This is a genomic window from Pseudomonas sp. R15(2017) (assembly GCF_002112685.1).
Lineage (GTDB): Bacteria > Pseudomonadota > Gammaproteobacteria > Pseudomonadales > Pseudomonadaceae > Aquipseudomonas > Aquipseudomonas glycinae.
This window is the reverse complement of record NZ_NEII01000001.1, coordinates 382303-398942: the sequence shown is the minus strand read 5'-3', so window position 1 is coordinate 398942 and position 16640 is coordinate 382303. Positions and strand designations below refer to the sequence as shown.

18 protein-coding genes and 1 other RNA gene are annotated in these 16640 nt (G+C 61.7%); 10 read left to right on the top strand and 9 right to left on the bottom strand.

Going from position 1 to position 16640, the window contains the following annotated elements; genetic code table 11:
* Window positions 1-61 precede the first annotated feature (61 nt).
* From CAF77_RS01885 to CAF77_RS01865, 5 genes are read right to left on the bottom strand one after another with little or no spacing between them, the layout of a single operon-like run.
* The gene (locus tag CAF77_RS01885; protein WP_170928911.1) at window positions 62-1279 is read right to left on the bottom strand and encodes a 2-octaprenyl-3-methyl-6-methoxy-1,4-benzoquinol hydroxylase; all 1218 of its coding nucleotides are present in this window, start codon (window positions 1277-1279) and stop codon (window positions 62-64) included.
* Window positions 1280-1288: 9 nt separating this feature from the next.
* A complete protein-coding gene (locus tag CAF77_RS01880) occupies window positions 1289-1774 on the bottom strand; it encodes a DUF4442 domain-containing protein (protein WP_085653958.1) in 486 nt (161 codons plus the stop codon).
* Window positions 1767-2954: a 2-octaprenyl-6-methoxyphenyl hydroxylase gene (gene ubiH, locus CAF77_RS01875; protein ID WP_064379959.1), complete on the bottom strand. Its 1188-nt coding sequence runs from the start codon at window positions 2952-2954 to the stop codon at window positions 1767-1769. The genes CAF77_RS01880 and ubiH overlap by 8 nt, the downstream gene beginning before the upstream one ends.
* Complete coding sequence (gene pepP / locus CAF77_RS01870; RefSeq protein WP_007951809.1) at window positions 2951-4285, bottom strand: Xaa-Pro aminopeptidase; 1335 nt, start codon at window positions 4283-4285, stop codon at window positions 2951-2953. Before pepP ends, ubiH begins: the two co-directional genes overlap by 4 nt.
* 27 nt (window positions 4286-4312) lie before the next feature.
* On the bottom strand, window positions 4313-4873 hold the full coding sequence (locus CAF77_RS01865) for a YecA family protein (RefSeq protein WP_007951810.1): 561 nt from the start codon (window positions 4871-4873) through the stop codon (window positions 4313-4315).
* A 124-nt stretch (window positions 4874-4997) separates the two neighbouring features.
* Between CAF77_RS01865 and CAF77_RS01860 the strand changes: the two genes are divergently transcribed.
* The 4 genes from CAF77_RS01860 (at window position 4998) to CAF77_RS01845 (ending at window position 6416) form a co-directional block, all read left to right on the top strand.
* Window positions 4998-5207, top strand: a complete 210-nt coding sequence (locus CAF77_RS01860; RefSeq protein ID WP_064379955.1) for a TIGR02449 family protein — start codon at window positions 4998-5000, stop codon at window positions 5205-5207.
* Window positions 5204-5521: a cell division protein ZapA gene (locus tag CAF77_RS01855; protein ID WP_007951811.1), complete on the top strand. Its 318-nt coding sequence runs from the start codon at window positions 5204-5206 to the stop codon at window positions 5519-5521. Before CAF77_RS01860 ends, CAF77_RS01855 begins: the two co-directional genes overlap by 4 nt.
* 30 nt (window positions 5522-5551) lie before the next feature.
* Window positions 5552-5730: non-coding RNA, 6S RNA (gene ssrS, locus CAF77_RS01850), on the top strand.
* A gap of 80 nt (window positions 5731-5810) precedes the next feature.
* Window positions 5811-6416, top strand: a complete 606-nt coding sequence (locus CAF77_RS01845; RefSeq protein ID WP_064379953.1) for a 5-formyltetrahydrofolate cyclo-ligase — start codon at window positions 5811-5813, stop codon at window positions 6414-6416.
* A 35-nt stretch (window positions 6417-6451) separates the two neighbouring features.
* Here CAF77_RS01845 and CAF77_RS29260 read toward each other — a convergent pair whose 3' ends face one another.
* Window positions 6452-6607, bottom strand: a complete 156-nt coding sequence (locus CAF77_RS29260) for a hypothetical protein (RefSeq protein WP_007911192.1) — start codon at window positions 6605-6607, stop codon at window positions 6452-6454.
* Window positions 6608-6804: 197 nt separating this feature from the next.
* Between CAF77_RS29260 and CAF77_RS01840 the strand changes: the two genes are divergently transcribed.
* The 4 genes from CAF77_RS01840 to CAF77_RS01825 all read left to right on the top strand — a co-directional run bounded on the left by CAF77_RS01840 (window position 6805) and on the right by CAF77_RS01825 (window position 12178).
* Window positions 6805-7254 carry an EVE domain-containing protein gene (locus CAF77_RS01840; RefSeq protein WP_085653957.1) on the top strand — a complete coding sequence of 150 codons (450 nt, stop codon included), beginning with the start codon at window positions 6805-6807 and terminating at the stop codon, window positions 7252-7254.
* Between the two features lie 123 nt (window positions 7255-7377).
* Window positions 7378-8343: an HlyD family secretion protein gene (locus tag CAF77_RS01835; RefSeq protein WP_011336474.1), complete on the top strand. Its 966-nt coding sequence runs from the start codon at window positions 7378-7380 to the stop codon at window positions 8341-8343.
* Complete coding sequence (rbbA, locus tag CAF77_RS01830; RefSeq protein ID WP_085653956.1) at window positions 8340-11060, top strand: ribosome-associated ATPase/putative transporter RbbA; 2721 nt, start codon at window positions 8340-8342, stop codon at window positions 11058-11060. Before CAF77_RS01835 ends, rbbA begins: the two co-directional genes overlap by 4 nt.
* Window positions 11060-12178: an ABC transporter permease gene (locus tag CAF77_RS01825; RefSeq protein WP_064379942.1), complete on the top strand. Its 1119-nt coding sequence runs from the start codon at window positions 11060-11062 to the stop codon at window positions 12176-12178. The genes rbbA and CAF77_RS01825 overlap by 1 nt, the downstream gene beginning before the upstream one ends.
* 16 nt (window positions 12179-12194) lie before the next feature.
* Here the strand turns inward: CAF77_RS01825 and CAF77_RS01820 are convergent, their stop codons facing one another.
* Window positions 12195-12602: a flagellar basal body-associated protein FliL gene (locus CAF77_RS01820; protein ID WP_007951814.1), complete on the bottom strand. Its 408-nt coding sequence runs from the start codon at window positions 12600-12602 to the stop codon at window positions 12195-12197.
* A gap of 150 nt (window positions 12603-12752) precedes the next feature.
* Between CAF77_RS01820 and CAF77_RS01815 the strand changes: the two genes are divergently transcribed.
* The gene (locus tag CAF77_RS01815) at window positions 12753-13730 is read left to right on the top strand and encodes an NADPH:quinone oxidoreductase family protein (protein ID WP_085653955.1); all 978 of its coding nucleotides are present in this window, start codon (window positions 12753-12755) and stop codon (window positions 13728-13730) included.
* Window positions 13731-13744: 14 nt separating this feature from the next.
* Here CAF77_RS01815 and CAF77_RS01810 read toward each other — a convergent pair whose 3' ends face one another.
* On the bottom strand, window positions 13745-14374 hold the full coding sequence (locus CAF77_RS01810) for a flagellar basal body-associated protein FliL (protein ID WP_085654032.1): 630 nt from the start codon (window positions 14372-14374) through the stop codon (window positions 13745-13747).
* 225 nt (window positions 14375-14599) lie between these two features.
* Between CAF77_RS01810 and glpT the strand changes: the two genes are divergently transcribed.
* Entirely contained in the window at window positions 14600-15949 is a 1350-nt protein-coding gene (glpT, locus tag CAF77_RS01805) for a glycerol-3-phosphate transporter (protein ID WP_011336481.1), read from the top strand.
* Here the strand turns inward: glpT and CAF77_RS01800 are convergent.
* Window positions 15925-16593, bottom strand: a complete 669-nt coding sequence (locus tag CAF77_RS01800) for a gamma-glutamylcyclotransferase (protein ID WP_064379938.1) — start codon at window positions 16591-16593, stop codon at window positions 15925-15927. The genes glpT and CAF77_RS01800 overlap by 25 nt on opposite strands.
* Window positions 16594-16640: the final 47 nt, after the last annotated feature.

Here is a 16640-nt window from a genome sequence, read left to right as displayed (position 1 = left end):
CACATTTACGAGCTCAATCGATCACTTTCCCAAGGAGTTACCAGATGTTGCACGACCGTCGTCAGGCCTTGGCCAGGGCCGGCAAGTCCCCGGTCAGCCCCAATGCTTCACGCACAAACAACGCCTTGGCCTCGGGCATCTGCTCGACGATTTTCAGCCCGGTGTTGCGCAGCCAGCGCAGCGGCAGCGGGTCAGCCTGGAACAACCGCTCGAAGCCTTCCATCGCCGCCATCAGCGCCAGATTGTGCGGCATGCGCCGACGCTCGTAGCGGCTCAGGACTTTTACGTCCGCCAGGCGTTCGCCACGTTCGTTGGCTTGCAACAGCACCTCAGCCAGCACCGCGGCGTCGAGGAAACCCAGGTTCACACCCTGCCCCGCCAACGGGTGAATGGTGTGTGCGGCATCGCCGATCAGCGCCAGGCCTTCGGCCACGTAGCGCTTGGCGTGACGCTGACGCAGCGGCACACACAGGCGCGGGTCGGCGCTGATGACCTCGCCGAGGCAACCTTCGAACGCGCGCTCCAGCTCACGGCAGAAGTCCGCTTCCTCCAGCGCCATCAGCCGTTCGGCTTCGCTCGGCGTGGTCGACCAGACGATCGAGCACCAGTCCTGCTGACCGTCACGCTCCAGCGGCAAAAACGCCAGCGGCCCGTGATCGGTGAAACGCTGCCACGCGGTCATGCGGTGCGGCTTGCTGCTGCGCACGCTGGTGACGATGGCGTGATGCAGGTAATCCCACTCGCGAGTGGCGACACCGGTCAGACGGCGCACCGCAGAATTGGCGCCGTCTGCCGCGATCACCAGCGGCGCGCGCAAGGTGCGGCCGTCGGCCAGGGTCAGCAGCCAGTCGTCACCGGAACGGCGCATCTGCTCCAGCCGCGCGTTGGCCAGCAGGCCCAGGTCGCAATCGTGCAGACGGTCGAGCAAGGCATCCTGGACCACGCGGTTTTCGACAATGTGGCCGAGCACATCGGCGTGCACGCTGCTGGCCGAGAAATGAATCTGGCCGGTGCCGCTGCCGTCCCAGACGTGCATGTCGGTGTAAGGGCTGCTGCGTCGATTGACGATACCGTCCCATACGCCGAGGCGATCGAGGATCCGCTGGCTGGCCGCCGACAGTGCGCTCACCCGTGGCTCGAACGGTGCGTCGCCATTGAAGGGTTTGACGCTCAACGGGCTGCCGTCGAGCAGCAGGACTTCCAGCCCGCTGCCCTGCAACGCCAGCGCCAGGGCGCTGCCGACCATTCCGGCTCCGACAATCAGCACATCCGCGCGCATTTCCATGCTTTAAGCCTGTCTCGCTGGCGGCTTGAGCCGCACGTAAAGGGTTTTACCGACCCGCGCCACCAGGTTGCCGGCGCCGTCATGAATGTCGACCTGCAACTGCGGCAGGTATTTCTCGCCACTGGCGGTCTGCCGACGGATCTCGTCGAGCAGGGTGTCGTCGATGTTGAACCGGGCGAACACCGGGCCTTTGCCCGGCGATATGAAATCAATGTCGGCGGCCTTGTCCCAGACGATGTAGCGCGAGCCGAGGTTCTCCATGAGCATCAACATGAAGAACGGATCGACCATCGAATACAGACTGCCGCCGAACTGGGTGCCGACGTAATTGCGGTTGTACCAGCCCAGGCCCATCGAGACCTGGATGTCACGAAAGTCATCGCTGATGTGCTGCACCCGGACACCGGCGCCGAAGTACGGCGGGTAGAGCGTCATGATCCAGCGCATCAGCCGCGCCTTGCCAAACCGTCTGATCAGCCACTCACGCATCCGGCCGCGTCCCCAGCCCCATGGCCTGACGGGCGAACCAGCGTTTGGCCGGTGGCAGCAGATCGAGGCCGAGCAGGCCGATGTTGCGCCCCAGCGACACCAGCGGCTGAGTGCTGCCGAACAGGCGCGTAACCTGATCGGAGAAACCGACGGTGAGGTCCTGATCGAGACGCTGACGCTCGCGATAGGCCTGCAGCGTGGCGAAATCTCCCAGCGGTTTGTCGCTGGCCAGCAGCGCGGCGGCCAACGCATCGGCATCGCGCAGGGACAGGTTGAAACCCTGCCCGGCAATCGGGTGCAGGCTGTGGGCGGCGTTGCCGAGCACGGCCAGATGCGAGCGCACCTGCTCTTCGGCTTCCACCAGCGACAGCGGATACAGATGTCGCGCGCCGACCTGCTTCAGGGTGCCGAGGCGGTAACCGAACACGCCTTGCAGCTCGCTGAGGAAATCACGTTCGCTCAGGTCGGCCAGCCGTTGCGCGTCCATGCCCAGACGGGTCCAGACCAGCGCGCAGCGGTTTTCCGGCAGCGGCAGCAGCGCCATCGGACCTTCGTCGGTGAAGCGCTCGAAGGCCATGCCGTTGTGCGCTTCGCTCGGCGTGATGTTGGCGATCAGCGCGCTCTGGTTATACGGACGCTTGCGTACGTTGATGCCCAGTTGCTCGCGCAGACCGGAACGGCCGCCATCGGCGAGCACCGCCAGATCGCACTCGACCGTGGTTTCATCGTTGAGGGTCAGGCGATAGCCGTCGGGCAGCGGCTCCATGCGGGAAACTTCCGCCGGGCAGCGCCAACTGATCACCTCTTTGTCGAGGTGCTGCCACAGGCACTGGCCGAGCCAGGCGTTTTCCACCACGTAACCGAGCGCCGGGACGCCCTCTTCCATCGCCGACAGGCGAGCGGTGGAGAAACGACCACGGTCGGACACATGAATCTGCTTGATCGGCTCGGCGCGGCGGGAGATTTCCTGCCAAACGCCCAGCCGTTGATAGATCTGTCGGGAGCCGAAGGACAGCGCCGACGAACGTGCGTCATAGCTTGGCTGCCACGTATCACCGGGGGCGAACGGTTCGATCAGCACGATCTTCCAGCCACGGGCCTTGGCCCCGGCCTGCAAGGCCAACGCCAGACTGGCACCGACCAGACCGCCACCGATGATTGCCAGATTGACCCGACTCATGCCGCGCAGGTCCGTGCTTGCGCCATCAGGGCTTCGATCTCGGCGACGGTTTTCGGCACGCCGCCGGTCAGGATTTCACAACCGCTCTTGGTCACTACCACGTCATCCTCGATGCGCACGCCAATGCCGCGCCATTTCTTCGCTACGTTCTGATTGTCCGGGGCGATGTAGATGCCCGGCTCCACGGTCAGCGCCATGCCGACTTCCAGCACCCGCCATTCGCCGCCGACCTTGTATTCGCCGACGTCATGCACATCCATCCCAAGCCAGTGGCCGGCGCGGTGCATATAAAACGCCTTGTAGGCCTCGGTAGCGATCAATTCGTCGACTTCGCCCTGCAACAACCCCAGCTTCACCAGCCCGGCGGTGATCACCCGAACCGTGGCTTCGTGCGCCTGGTTCCAGTGCTTGTTCGGAGCAATTTCGGCGAATGCCGCTTCCTGCGAGGCCAGCACCAATTCGTAGATCGCTTTCTGCTCGGCGGAAAACTTGCCGTTGACCGGCCAGGTGCGGGTGATGTCGCTGGCGTAGCAGTCGATCTCGCAACCGGCGTCGATCAGCACCAGATCGCCGTCCTTGAGCAGCGCGTCATTTTGCTGGTAATGCAGGATGCAGCTGTTGCGCCCGGCAGCGACGATCGAGCCGTATGCCGGCATCTTCGCCCCGCCCTTGCGGAACTCGTAATCGAGTTCGGCTTCGAGGCTGTACTCGTACAGCCCGGCACGGCTGGCCTGCATCGCCCGGATGTGAGCCTGGGCGGAAATCCGCGCCGCTTCGCGCATCACCTTCACTTCTGCCGCCGATTTATACAGGCGCATGTCGTGCAGCAGGTGATCCAGGGCAACGAATTCGTTCGGCGGCTGAGCGCCGAGGTGCGCCTTGGAGCGGATCACGTTGATCCAGTCCATCAGGTGGCGGTCGAATTCCGGGTTGCTGCCCATCGCCGAATACACCCGGTCGCGGCCTTCGATCAGGCCCGGCAGAATGTCGTCGATGTCGGTGATGGGGAAAGCGTCATCGGCGCCGAAATCGCGGATCGCACCTTCCTGGCCGGCGCGCAGGCCGTCCCAGAGTTCGCGTTCGGCGTTGCGTTCACGGCAGAACAGCACGTACTCGCCATGTTCGCGACCGGGCATCAGGACGATGACCGCCTGTGGCTCGGGGAAACCGCTGAGGTACTGGAAGTCGCTGTCCTGGCGATAGACGTGCTCGACATCGCGGTTGCGGATGGCGACCGCGGCGGCTGGCAGGATCGCGATGCTGTTGGGTTCCATCTGCGCCATCAGCGCCTTGCGGCGTCGGGCGTATTCCGCTTTCGGGATATGGATCATGGGCAGATGGCTTTCCCTGGCACGCGATCAGTGCAGCGACGGCTTGGCCGCTGGCGGCACGTCGGCCTTTTTGGTTTCGGAGAACAGCAGCAGCGGCGCTACTCGCAGGTACTCCATGACTTCCATATAGTCGCTTTCGCCGTCTTCGGACTCTTCCAGTGCGTCTTGCACCTGGGAGATCGCTGCCAAATCCTGCAACACTTCGGTAGCTTCGGTGCTCAGCATGCTGCTGTCGCGGCAGTTCAGGCCGAAACCGGTGAGGAAGCCCTGGCACCATTCGCCCAGCGCGGCGGCGCGCTCGGCCAGAGGTGCGTCATCGTTCGGCAGCAGCAGAACCACGGTGACGTCGTCGCCGGTGAGTTCGCTCTTGACCATCTCTTGCAGACCGATCAGCGCGTTGCGAACGTTGTCCTGCGGCTCGCTTTCAAGCAGCTCGGCGGCGTCGATCAGCCACTCTTCGGCATTGAAGCCGGCGCCGGCACAACTGCGGCCGAGCAACAGGCCGTGCAGTTCGGCAGGCGAAACGGAGTGACCGCTGGAGTTCAGCAGGGTGGCGAAGCCTTGGTACGGGGAATTCTGAATGGGCATGGGCAGCTAGGCGCCAGACGGCGCTATGTCTAGAATGAGGCCTTGTATCCTACATCGACAGACTCGCCAAGACCATTAAAGGCTGTCCGCCAGCCAAACCCATCAGACCGAATCAGTGGACACAATGGAAGACACCGACCTGCAAGCGCTGATGGCCAGACTCGAACTGCTGATTACCCGAGTCGAGCAACTAAAGAGTCAAAATGCACTCTTACATGCTCAGGAAAAGACCTGGCGCGAGGAACGCGCGCACCTCATTGAAAAAAACGAAATCGCCCGGCGTAAGGTCGAATCGATGATTTCGCGCCTCAAGGCCCTGGAGCAAGACTCATGAGTTCAAGCAATAGCGTTACCGTGCAGATCCTCGACAAAGAGTATTCGATCATCTGTCCCCAGGAAGAGCGCAGCAATCTGATCAGCGCCGCCCGCTATCTGGACGGCAAGATGCGCGAAATCCGCAGCAGCGGCAAAGTCATCGGCGCCGACCGCATCGCCGTGATGGCCGCGCTGAACATCACCCACGATCTCTTGCACAAAGAAGAGCGTCCGGACATCCAGGCCAGCGGTTCGACCCGTGAACAGGTGCGTGACTTGCTCGATCGTGTCGATCTGGTGCTGGCCGACGATCCGGACATCAGCAAGGGCTGATTCGCCAGGCCGCTTGAGTTATACTCGCCGCACTCCCTGGGGTGCTTGCCAGTTGACGATGTCCCTGAGCCGATTTGCACTACCCTGGGGGTTGCACGTTGGGCTGGTGTGCATGTCCGCCAGACGGAAAGCCTTAAAGCCTACTGCATCCTCCACCTTGAACTCTCGGGTTCAAGGGCTAAGTCGACAGCGGCTCATCCGGGGAGCCTGATTCGAATCCGATGCCGGTGCATGCCGGCATCGGATTTTTTATGCGTACGTTTTCGTCCCACCCTGCCGAAGCCGAACCATGACCGAACCCGCGTTGCTGCCCCGCCCCCAACTGCGCCGCCTGTTGCGCAAGGCCCGCCGCTCGCTGACGCGAAGCGAACAACGCCAGGCCGCAGAAGGCCTGTATAAACAACTGGCACAAGACCCGCACTTTCGCCGGGCAAAACACATTTCCCTGTACCTGCCCACCGACGGTGAAATCGACCCGCGCCTGTTGCTGCGCGCCGCCCAGCGTCGGGGCAAGAAAACCTACCTGCCAGTGCTCAGTGCCTGGCCACGGACCAAAATGGTCTTTCAGCAAATCCGCCCCGGCGAAAAACTCAAACCCAACCGTTACCGCATTCTTGAACCGCGCGCCAATCTGGCGCGTCAGCGCAAGGTCTGGGCGCTGGATCTGGTGTTGTTGCCACTGGTGGGGTTTGACGATGTCGGCGGACGCCTGGGTATGGGCGGCGGATTCTACGACCGCAGCCTGGCGTATCTGGCCCGACGACAGAACTGGCGCAAGCCGACGCTGCTGGGCCTGGCCCATGAATGTCAGAAAGTCGAACGTCTCGCGCAAGCGAGCTGGGATGTACCGTTGCAGGGAACGGTGACAGACAAGGCGTGGTATTTCGCGAGATAGACGCCGCGCGGATCAGCGGCGTCGAAAAGGCAGTGTCAGCGCTTGAAGGCTGTCGACTGTTGTACTTGTTGCGCCACTTCAATCGGTGCATCGGCCTTGTTGGCCCACAGACTTTGCGCATAACCGGTGGTCACGACGCCCAGACCGAACAAAATTACCAAAGTCCACAGCAAATCCGGTTTGCGTTTCATCGATTGCCCCCCTCAAGGCACATCATCACGATGACAGCAGCGGTTTCCATTCGTAGGCCGTGCAGCAGCGTCAAGCTTTAAAGGCCGGCATTTTGCGACAACGTGAACCTCTGCGCAAATGCTGACGTCAACCGACCGTCGGTTTGTCATAAAATTGCCGGACAACCTGCCCAATGACCGCTTGAGGAGCACACACCATGGCCTACTGGCTGATGAAATCCGAGCCCGACGAGCTCTCGATCAAGGGCCTGGAAAAGCTCGGCAAAGCGCGCTGGGACGGGGTTCGCAACTATCAGGCACGCAATTTCCTGCGGGCCATGGCGGTGGGAGACGAATTCTTTTTCTACCACTCCAGCTGCCCGGAGCCGGGAATTACCGGAATCGGCAAAATAATCGAAGCCGCGTACCCGGATCCCACCGCACTGGAACCGCAAAGCCATTACTACGACCCGAAAGCCACCCCGGATAAAAACGCCTGGAGCGCAATTGATGTCGCCCACGTCGAAACTTTCAGCCGGGTCTTGAAGCTGGATTATCTGAAACAGCAGACCGCGTTGGCCGAGATGCCGCTGGTGCAGAAGGGCTCGCGACTGTCGGTGATGCCGGTGACGGCCGAGCAGTGGGCGGCAGTACTCGGTTTGCGCTGAGAGGCGTTGCCCCTTGCGACTGACATGACTCAGCGCTGCCTGCGTCGCCGATCATTTGACAGACATCAAGCGATGCCATCGCTTTACCCGTCAGACTGAACGCCCAAGCCGCAGGATGCCCTCATGTCAACGTACCGACGCTCCTCTCTGTTATACGCCGGCGCCCTCATCCTGTTGTTGATGGCGGCCGGAGGCTTCGGCTACTGGAAGTCCATGAGCAACCGCCTTCCCGAGGGGCTTCACAGCGCAAACGGGCGACTCGAGGCCACGCAAGTGCAGATCGCCAGCAAGACCCCGGGACGTCTCGCCGAGGTCTTGGTCGATGAAGGCGACAAGGTCAGCAAAGGGCAACTGCTTGCTCGAATGGACACCCGAACCCTCGAGGCCCAGCGCAATCAGGCCGAAGCCGAGGTTATCCGCGCCCGCGAGAACCTCGCCGCCGCCCAGGCCAACGTACAGTTGCGCCTGAGCGAGCAACTGCTGGCCCAGCAGGAACTTGGCCGCTCACAGTCGTTGTTCAAGCATGGTTTTGTCAGCGCGCAGGTCATCGATCAACTGCAATCACGGATCGGCACCGCTAGCGCTGCTGTGACTGCTGCCCGGGCACAGGTCGCTGCAGTCAGCGCGGCCATCGGTGCAGCCCAGGCCCAGGTTGCGCAACTGGCCAGCGAGATCGATGACAGCCGTCTGCGCGCGCCGATCGACGGGCTGATCCAGCTGCGCATGGCCGAACCCGGCGAAGTGCTGGGTGCCGGCGGCCGAGTCCTGCTGCTGATCGATCCCGGCGACCAATACATGAATCTTTACTTGCCGGCCTCCGTCGCCGGGCGTCTGGCGGTCGGCGATGAAGCGCGGATCCTGCTCGACGCCCTGCCCGACCAGGCATTGCCGGCGAAAGTCAGTTTCGTGGCGGCCAAATCGCAATTCACACCCAAAGAGGTCGAAACCCGCGACGAGCGGCAAAAACTGGTCTTTCGCGTCAAGTTGCGCCTGACCCGACCTGGCGACGTCCCCCAGGCCAAGCCCGGCATGCCCGGCACGGGCTATGTGCGCACCGCGCCGATCGACTGGCCGGCACATCTACAATGAACAGCGTCGCGGTTCACGCGAACGCCATCACTCACCGCTATGGCGAGCGGCAAGCCCTGGATGGCATCGCGTTCAGCCTGCCGGCCGGTACCCGCTGCGGCTTGATTGGCCCTGACGGAGCGGGCAAATCCAGTCTGTTGGGGCTGATTGCGGGCGTGAAAGCCCTCCAGCAAGGGCAACTGGAAGTGCTTGGCGGTCCGATCCAGGATCGCAGCCACCGCAACACGCTGTACGCGCGTATCGCTTTCATGCCGCAGGGATTGGGCGGCAACCTGTACCCGGAACTGTCGATCCGCGAGAACGTGCAATTTTTCGCCACCTTGTTCGGCCTCTCCGCCGACGAAAGCGCGCAGCGCCTGCACAACCTGTTGCTCGCCACTGATCTGCTGAGGTTCGCCGATCGACCGGCCGGCAAACTCTCCGGTGGCATGAAACAGAAACTCGGACTGTGTTGTGCACTGATTCACGAACCGGATCTGTTGATCCTCGACGAGCCGACCACCGGCGTCGATCCGCTCTCGCGCCGCAAGTTCTGGGAGTTGATCGACGATGTTCGGCGCCAACGACCGCAGCTGACCCTGCTGGTCGCCACGGCCTACATGGAGGAAGCTGAACAATTCGAGCATTGCCTGATGCTCGACGGCGGCCGGATGATCGCCACCGGTCTGAGCCGCGAACTGGCTGCTGTCACGCCCAGCGGCAAGCTTGATGACGCCTTCACTCATTTTCAGGGTGAAAGCCGTCACGCCACTCAACCGCTGCACATCCCGCCTTATACCGGCAACACCGACATTGCCATCGAAGCTCACGACCTGACGTTGCGTTTCGGCAACTTTACGGCTGTGGACCACGTCAGCTTCGCGATCGGGCGAGGCGAGATTTTCGGTTTCCTTGGCTCCAATGGCTGCGGCAAGACCACCACAATGAAAGTCCTGACCGGACTGATGCCCGCCAGCGAAGGTAGCGCAACGCTGCTGGGCAATCCGGTGGATGCGAAGGATCTGGCCACGCGCAAACGGGTCGGATTCATGTCTCAGAGCTTTTCGCTGTATGGCGAACTCAGCGTGCGGCAGAACCTTGAACTGCACGCACGCCTGTTCGATTTGCCGAAAACCGAGAGCGCCCGGCGCATCGACGCGCTGATTCAACGCTTCGATCTGCACGGTGTCGCCAATCAATCGTCCGGGGCCTTGCCTCTGGGAATACGCCAGCGCCTGTCACTGGCGGTCGCGGTCTTGCACAGCCCGGAAGTGCTGATTCTGGATGAGCCGACCTCTGGAGTTGATCCCGCGGCGCGAGACGATTTCTGGCGTCTGTTGATCGAACTGTCCCGTGATCAAGGCGTGACCATTTTCCTTTCCACCCATTTCATGAACGAAGCTCAGCGTTGCGACCGCATCTCCCTGATGCACGCGGGCAAAGTGCTGGCCTGTGACACGCCGACGGCACTGCAACAACAGTTTGGCGGCGAGTCCCTGGAGGCGGCGTTCGTGACCTGCCTTGAACAGGCTCAGGGTAGTGCCGAAACCGCTCCGCCTCCCGCGCCGTCACCGGCCCCGAAGGCGCCGGCCAGCTCCGTCAGGGAGCAGGTTTTCAGTTTCGGTCGTCTGACGGCAGTGGCTCGCCGCGAAGGCAAAGAACTGATCCGCGACAAAGTGCGCATGGCGTTTGCACTGCTGGGTGCCATTTTCATGATGGTGATTTTTGGCTTCGGGATTTCCCTGGATGTAGAGAACCTGGCCTTCGCCGTGTATGACCAGGATCAAACGCCACAAAGCCGCGCCTATCTGGAGGCCTTCCGCGGCTCCCGCTATTTCGCCGAACAGCCGCCCATCGAAGATGCACAGGCTCTGCATCGCCGGCTGCAACGTTCGGAAATCAAGCTGGCGCTGGAGATCCCGCCCGGATTCGGCCGCGACCTGTACGCCGGACATCGACCGGAAGTCGCGGCGTGGCTGGATGGCGGCATGCCCTTTCGCGCCGAGACCAGTCGCAACTACGTCGAGGCCGTCCATCTGGCCAATCTTGAGCAACTTGCCGAACAAAGCAGCCCGGCATTGACCCTGCCAGCCCCGGCCACGCTGCAGACCCGCTTTCGCTATAACCAGGATGTGGTCAGCGTCAATGCCATCGGCCCCGGCGTGATGGCGCTGATTCTGGCTTTCATTCCGGCGATGCTGACTGCGCTCGGCATCGTGCGCGAGAAAGAGCTGGGCTCGATCACCAATTTCTACGCCACGCCCCTGACCCGCCTCGAATTTCTGCTGGGCAAACAACTACCCTATCTGCTGGTCAGCCTGGTCAACCTCGCCGTGCTCGTGGCGATGAATCGCTGGCTGTTCGGCGTGCCCTTCAAGGGCAGCCTGCCGACCCTTGCGTTCGGCGGGCTGCTGTATGTACTGGCCACTACCAGCATGGGCCTGCTGATTTCAGCGTTCACCCGAACGCAGATCGCGGCGATCCTCGGCACCATGATCATCACCAGCCTGCCGACCATCCAGTTCTCGGGTCTGATCGTGCCGCGTTCTTCGCTGGAAGGAGCCGCCGCCGTGATGGGCTTGCTGTTTCCGGCCGGTCACTTCCTCGACATCGCCGTAGGAACGTTCACCAAAGCTCTGGACCTGCGTCAACTCTGGCCACAATGTCTGGCGCTGGGCGGCTTTTTTATCGGGTTCACCGGCTTGAGCCTGATCATGCTGAAGAAGCAGGAGGCCTGATGCACAAACTCGTACACATCCTGCGATTGGGTCTCAAGGAACTGACGAGCCTGCGCCATGACAGCGTGTTACTGCTGTTCCTGTTCTACGCCTTCACCGTGGCCATCTATATGCCAGCCGCCGGTTCAGTGATCGGCGTGCATAACGCCAGCGTGGCGATTGTCGACGAGGATCACAGCGCCCTTTCGCGCCAATTGGCTGAGGCGCTGCAGCCTCCGGAATTCCAGACGCCGGTAACGCTGCCCTACGAGCAACTGGATGAAGTCATGGACAGCGGCCGATACACGTTCGTCATCAATATCCCCGCCGGTTTTCAGACCGACCTGCTCGCGGGTCGCCAGCCAGCCCTGCAAGTCAACGTCGACGCCACCGCCATGAGCCAGGCGTTCATGGGCGCCGGCTACATCAGCCGAATATTTCAGCGTGAATTATTGGCATATTCAGGCCAGGGTGATGTGCAGACCGGGTCTGCGGTACAACTGACGACTCGAGCCCTGTTCAATACCAATCTTGAGGGCGGCTGGTTTCTGGCCGTGATTCAGATCGTCAACAACATCACCATTCTGGCGATCATTCTGACCGGCACCGCGCTCCTGCGCGAGCGCGAACACGGCACCCTGGATCATTTGCTGGTGCTGCCACTGACCGCACTGGAAATCATGCTGGCGAAAGTCTGGAGCAATCTGCTGGTGGTGGTGCTATGCACCTGGCTGTCACTGGAAGTGATTGTCAAAGGTGCGTTGGGCGTACCTTTATCCGGCTCATTGAGCCTGTTTTTGCTGGTCACGGCCGTTTATCTGTTCGCCAGCACCGCGCTGGGTATCTTCCTGGCAACGCTGGCGCGTTCGACACCGCAGTTCGGCCTGCTGGCCATCCCGGTAATTATCCCGATGCTGCTGTTGTCGGGCGGCAGCACACCGCTGGACAGCATGCCGCAGTGGTTGCAATGGGTCATGCAAGGGTCACCGTCCACCCACTTCGTCAGCCTCGGCACCGCGATCCTGTTTCGCGACGCCGGGCTGAGCGTAGTGTGGCCTGATTTGCTGGCGCTGGTCGTGATCGGTTTACTGTTCTTTTTCATCGCCCTGGCACGGTTTCGCAAGAGCCTGGCGTCGTGAACAACCGCGACGATGTTTACTGAATGATCAGGTTGTTGAACAACAGATCCTCGACCACCGGCTTGCCGGTCTCGTCATTCATCACCTGCTGGGTCTGCTTCAAGGCTTCCTGACGCAGTTTTTCCTTGCCCTCGATGCTGCCCATCGCATCGGTGGTCTGCTGAGTGAACAGCGCCACCAGTTGATTACGGATCAACGGCTCGTTGGCCTTGACCAGTTTGGTCGCCTCTTCGCCGGTCACCCGCAGTGCCACGTCGGCCTTGTAGACCTTGAGCTTCGGGGTGCCATCGAGCCCGTAGTTGCCCACGAACGGCGGGCTCAGGGTGATGTAGTTGACCTTCGGCGCCTCGCCCTCTTTGGCTTCTTCGGCCAGCGCTGCCACAGGCAGAGACAGGGCCAGCAACAACATGATCCACGCTTTCACAATTCGCTCCTTATCCGGTTTGCGGCCTAGCATAACGACCCGCCGCGCAAGCACAAGCTTATGGCGGACTATCAGGGCCGGGCATGCTCGTTGACCCGTTGACTGCCACACCTACACTTATCGGCCATCACTCCCAAAGGAATAGCCCTGATGAAAGCCGTGCTGTGCAAAGCCTTCGGCCCTGCCGAATCGCTGATGCTGGAAGACGTCGCCAGTCCTGTCGCCAAGAAGAACGAAATCCTGCTGGACGTGCACGCCGCCGGGGTCAACTTCCCGGACACGCTGATCATCGAGGGCAAATACCAGTTCAAGCCGCCCTTCCCGTTCTCGCCCGGTGGCGAGGCCGCCGGCGTGGTCAGCGAAGTGGGTGAAAAGGTCAGTCACCTGAAAGTCGGCGACCGGGTCATGGCCCTGACCGGCTGGGGCAGCTTCGCCGAGCAGGTCGCAGTGCCGGGCTATAACGTGCTGCCGATCCCGCCCTCGATGGATTTCAACACCGCCGCCGCGTTCAGCATGACCTACGGCACGTCGATGCACGCCCTCAAGCAGCGCGGCAACCTGCAACCGGGCGAAACCCTGTTGGTGCTTGGTGCTTCCGGTGGTGTTGGCCTGGCCGCCGTGGAAATCGGCAAAGCCATGGGCGCCCGGGTGATTGCCGCCGCCAGCAGCGCGGAAAAACTTGCCGTGGCCAAGGCTGCCGGTGCCGACGAGCTGATCAACTACAGCGAAACCAGCCTCAAGGACGAGATCAAGCGTCTGACCGACGGCCAGGGCGCCGACGTGATCTACGACCCGGTCGGTGGCGACCTGTTCGACCAGGCCATCCGCGCCATCGCCTGGAACGGCCGCCTGCTGGTAGTCGGTTTCGCCAGCGGACGCATTCCCGAACTGCCGGTCAACCTCGCCCTGCTCAAGGGCGCAGCGGTACTCGGCGTGTTCTGGGGCTCCTTCGCCCAACGCCAGCCGCAGGACAACGCGGCGAACTTCCAGCAATTGTTCGGCTGGTTTGCCGAGGGCAAGCTGAAGCCGCTGGTGTCGCAGGTCTATCCGCTGGGCGAGGCGGCGCAGGCGATCAATGACCTGGGACAGCGCAAGGCAGTGGGTAAGGTTGTGGTGCAGGTGCGCTGAAGGCGCGGCTCGCCTCAACTGCCGGGCGACTGTGCAGTGTCGCCCGGCAACAGATGCTCCTGAACCTTCAGGCTGCGAGACGGAATCAGCCGACCCTCGTCGTCGAAGCGCAGAACGATCAGCCAGTCGAAGACATCATCCGGCCATTTTCGCTGCCCCATCAGCGCTGTTGCGTCGCCGCCGAAGGCTTTCAGCAGTTTGTTGATGTGCCCGTGGTGCCAGGCGATCAGCACCGTCGGCGCCTGATTGCTCTTGCGCAACAGCTTGACCAGTTCATGCACCTCGCCGTTGATATAAGGCTGCTCGATAGACAGATTCAGACGCTCGGCCAGCGGCGTCAGGGTCAAACGTGAGCGCGAGCTCTCGGGACTGTCGCCGGCGGCGATCAGCCGCTCCGGGATCAGCGTCTGGCCATCGAGCTTCAATGGATTGAAGTAGTCGGCATAGGCGCGGGCCCGTTCTTCGCCCCGGGCATTGAGCACCGATCCCTCAGTCGGCTTTTCCGCATGGCGGATGATCAGCACCGTGGCATTGCGCAAACCGGACTGGGCCGGGTGATCGGCGTAAATCAATCCCAGCACCGCAACAGCGATAACCGCCGCCGCCAATAATCGGCGCATGAGCATGCGAACCTTCAAAGCCATCATTCATCTCTGCTGATCAATCGGTCGACGGATCGCGAGTCTAAGCCAGTCCACATTCACAAGTAGTGAAAACGCCCTGTTCTTACAGCAGAGCGACAGGTTCGTAAAAGAATGTGCGACTTCCAACATTTACCACTGTTTTGCCGATGGGAAGCGGTGCTATTTTCGGTAACGAAACTGTAACATTCGCATCCGCAGTCAAAACAAGAAATCTGGAGCTCTTGAATGTTTGCTTTCTTTCGTCCTGCCGCACATCAGGCTCCATTGCCTGAAGAAAAAATCGACAGCACCTACCGACGCCTGCGTTGGCAGATCTTCGCCGGCATCTTCTTTGGCTACGCGGGTTACTACCTGCTGCGCAAGAACTTCTCGCTGGCCATGCCGTACCTGATCGACGAAGGCTACAGCCGTGGCGATCTGGGCCTGGCAATGTCGGCCATCGCCATCGCGTACGGCCTTTCCAAGTTCCTCATGGGCCTGGTGTCCGACCGCTCCAACCCGCGTTACTTCCTGCCGTTCGGCCTGCTGGTATCGGCCGGGGTGATGTTCATTTTCGGTTTCGCGCCTTGGGCAACCTCCAGCGTGACCATGATGTTCATCCTGCTGTTCATCAACGGTTGGGCCCAGGGCATGGGCTGGCCGCCGAGCGGACGCACGATGGTGCACTGGTGGTCGCAGAAGGAACGTGGCGGCGTGGTGTCGGTGTGGAACGTGGCGCATAACGTCGGTGGCGGTCTGATCGGCCCGCTGTTCCTGATCGGCATGGGCCTGTTCAACGACTGGCACGCAGCGTTCTACGTCCCGGCTGCCGTCGCCCTGGCAGTAGCGGTATTCGCTTTCGTCACCATGCGCGACACCCCGCAATCGGTCGGCCTGCCGCCGATCGAGAAGTACAAGAACGACTACCCGGAAGGCTACGACGCCAGCCACGAAGACGAATTCAGCGCCAAGGAAATCTTCGTCAAATACGTGCTGCGCAACAAAATGCTCTGGTACATCGCCATGGCCAACGTCTTCGTCTACCTGCTGCGTTACGGCGTGCTGGACTGGGCGCCGACCTACCTGAAAGAAGCCAAGGGTTTCACCGTGGATAAAACCTCGTGGGCCTATTTCTTCTACGAATGGGCGGGGATTCCGGGCACGCTGCTGTGCGGCTGGATGTCGGACAAGATCTTCCGTGGCAATCGTGGCCTGACCGGCATGGTGTTCATGGCTCTGGTGACCGTCGCGACGCTGGTGTACTGGCTGAACCCGGCCGGCAACCCGACCATCGACATGATCGCGCTGTTCTCAATCGGCTTCCTGATCTACGGCCCGGTCATGCTGATCGGCCTGCAGGCGCTGGAACTGGCGCCGAAGAAAGCCGCCGGCACTGCCGCAGGCTTCACCGGTCTGTTCGGGTATCTGGGTGGTTCGGTCGCGGCCAGTGCAGCGATGGGCTACACCGTGGACCATTTCGGCTGGGATGGTGGTTTCGTGCTGCTGGTGGGCGCGTGCCTGCTGTCGATGGCCTTCCTGGCCCCGACCCTGTGGCACAAGCAAGTCGCCAGTCAGAGCCGCGAAGCAGTCGCCTGATCGGCCTTTGACTTACAGCGCTTGAGCCGCGCCTCCAGATTCCGGTCTGGCATGGCGTGGCTGCGCAGGGCGTGAGCGGTCTGCTCGACATAATCGCGAGTAGTGCCGTAACGTCCGCAAGCGCTTTCGAACACCTGGCTCAGCACATGATCCGGCAAGTTGCCGGCATAGCTGGGCAGGTGTCGCTCCAACACGAATCCCAAGGCCTGAACCTGGCTGCCATCTTCGAGTCGGCAGTTGAGCCAGTGTGGGCGATAGGACGGGAACGGCATTTCGCGTTTCCACAACGCATACAGCGCGCTGTCCAGGTTCTCTTCCGGCAACCGATAGGCGAAGCCGCTGCACGAACCGCCACGATCCAGACCAAAGACCAGACCCGGCATTTCCGGCGTGCCGCGATGCTCGTGAGACCACAGGTACAAGCCACGATGGTAGCCATGCACGCGCCCGCGCACCCGCTCGACGGCTGTGCATTCCGGCCGCCAGATCAGCGAACCGTAGGCGAACAGCCACACCGGCCCGCCCTTGTGGCGTGCCATGGTCGATTGCATGGAAGCGAGAAGTTGTTCGTGCGTCAGCTGCGGCCCAAGATCGAGCCGCGGAGGGTAAGCCAGGTTCAGAAAAGCGTTTTCAATGGCGCTCATGGCGAATAGCGTTCAGCTCCCCGCGGGTGAAGAATTACTTAATAGAA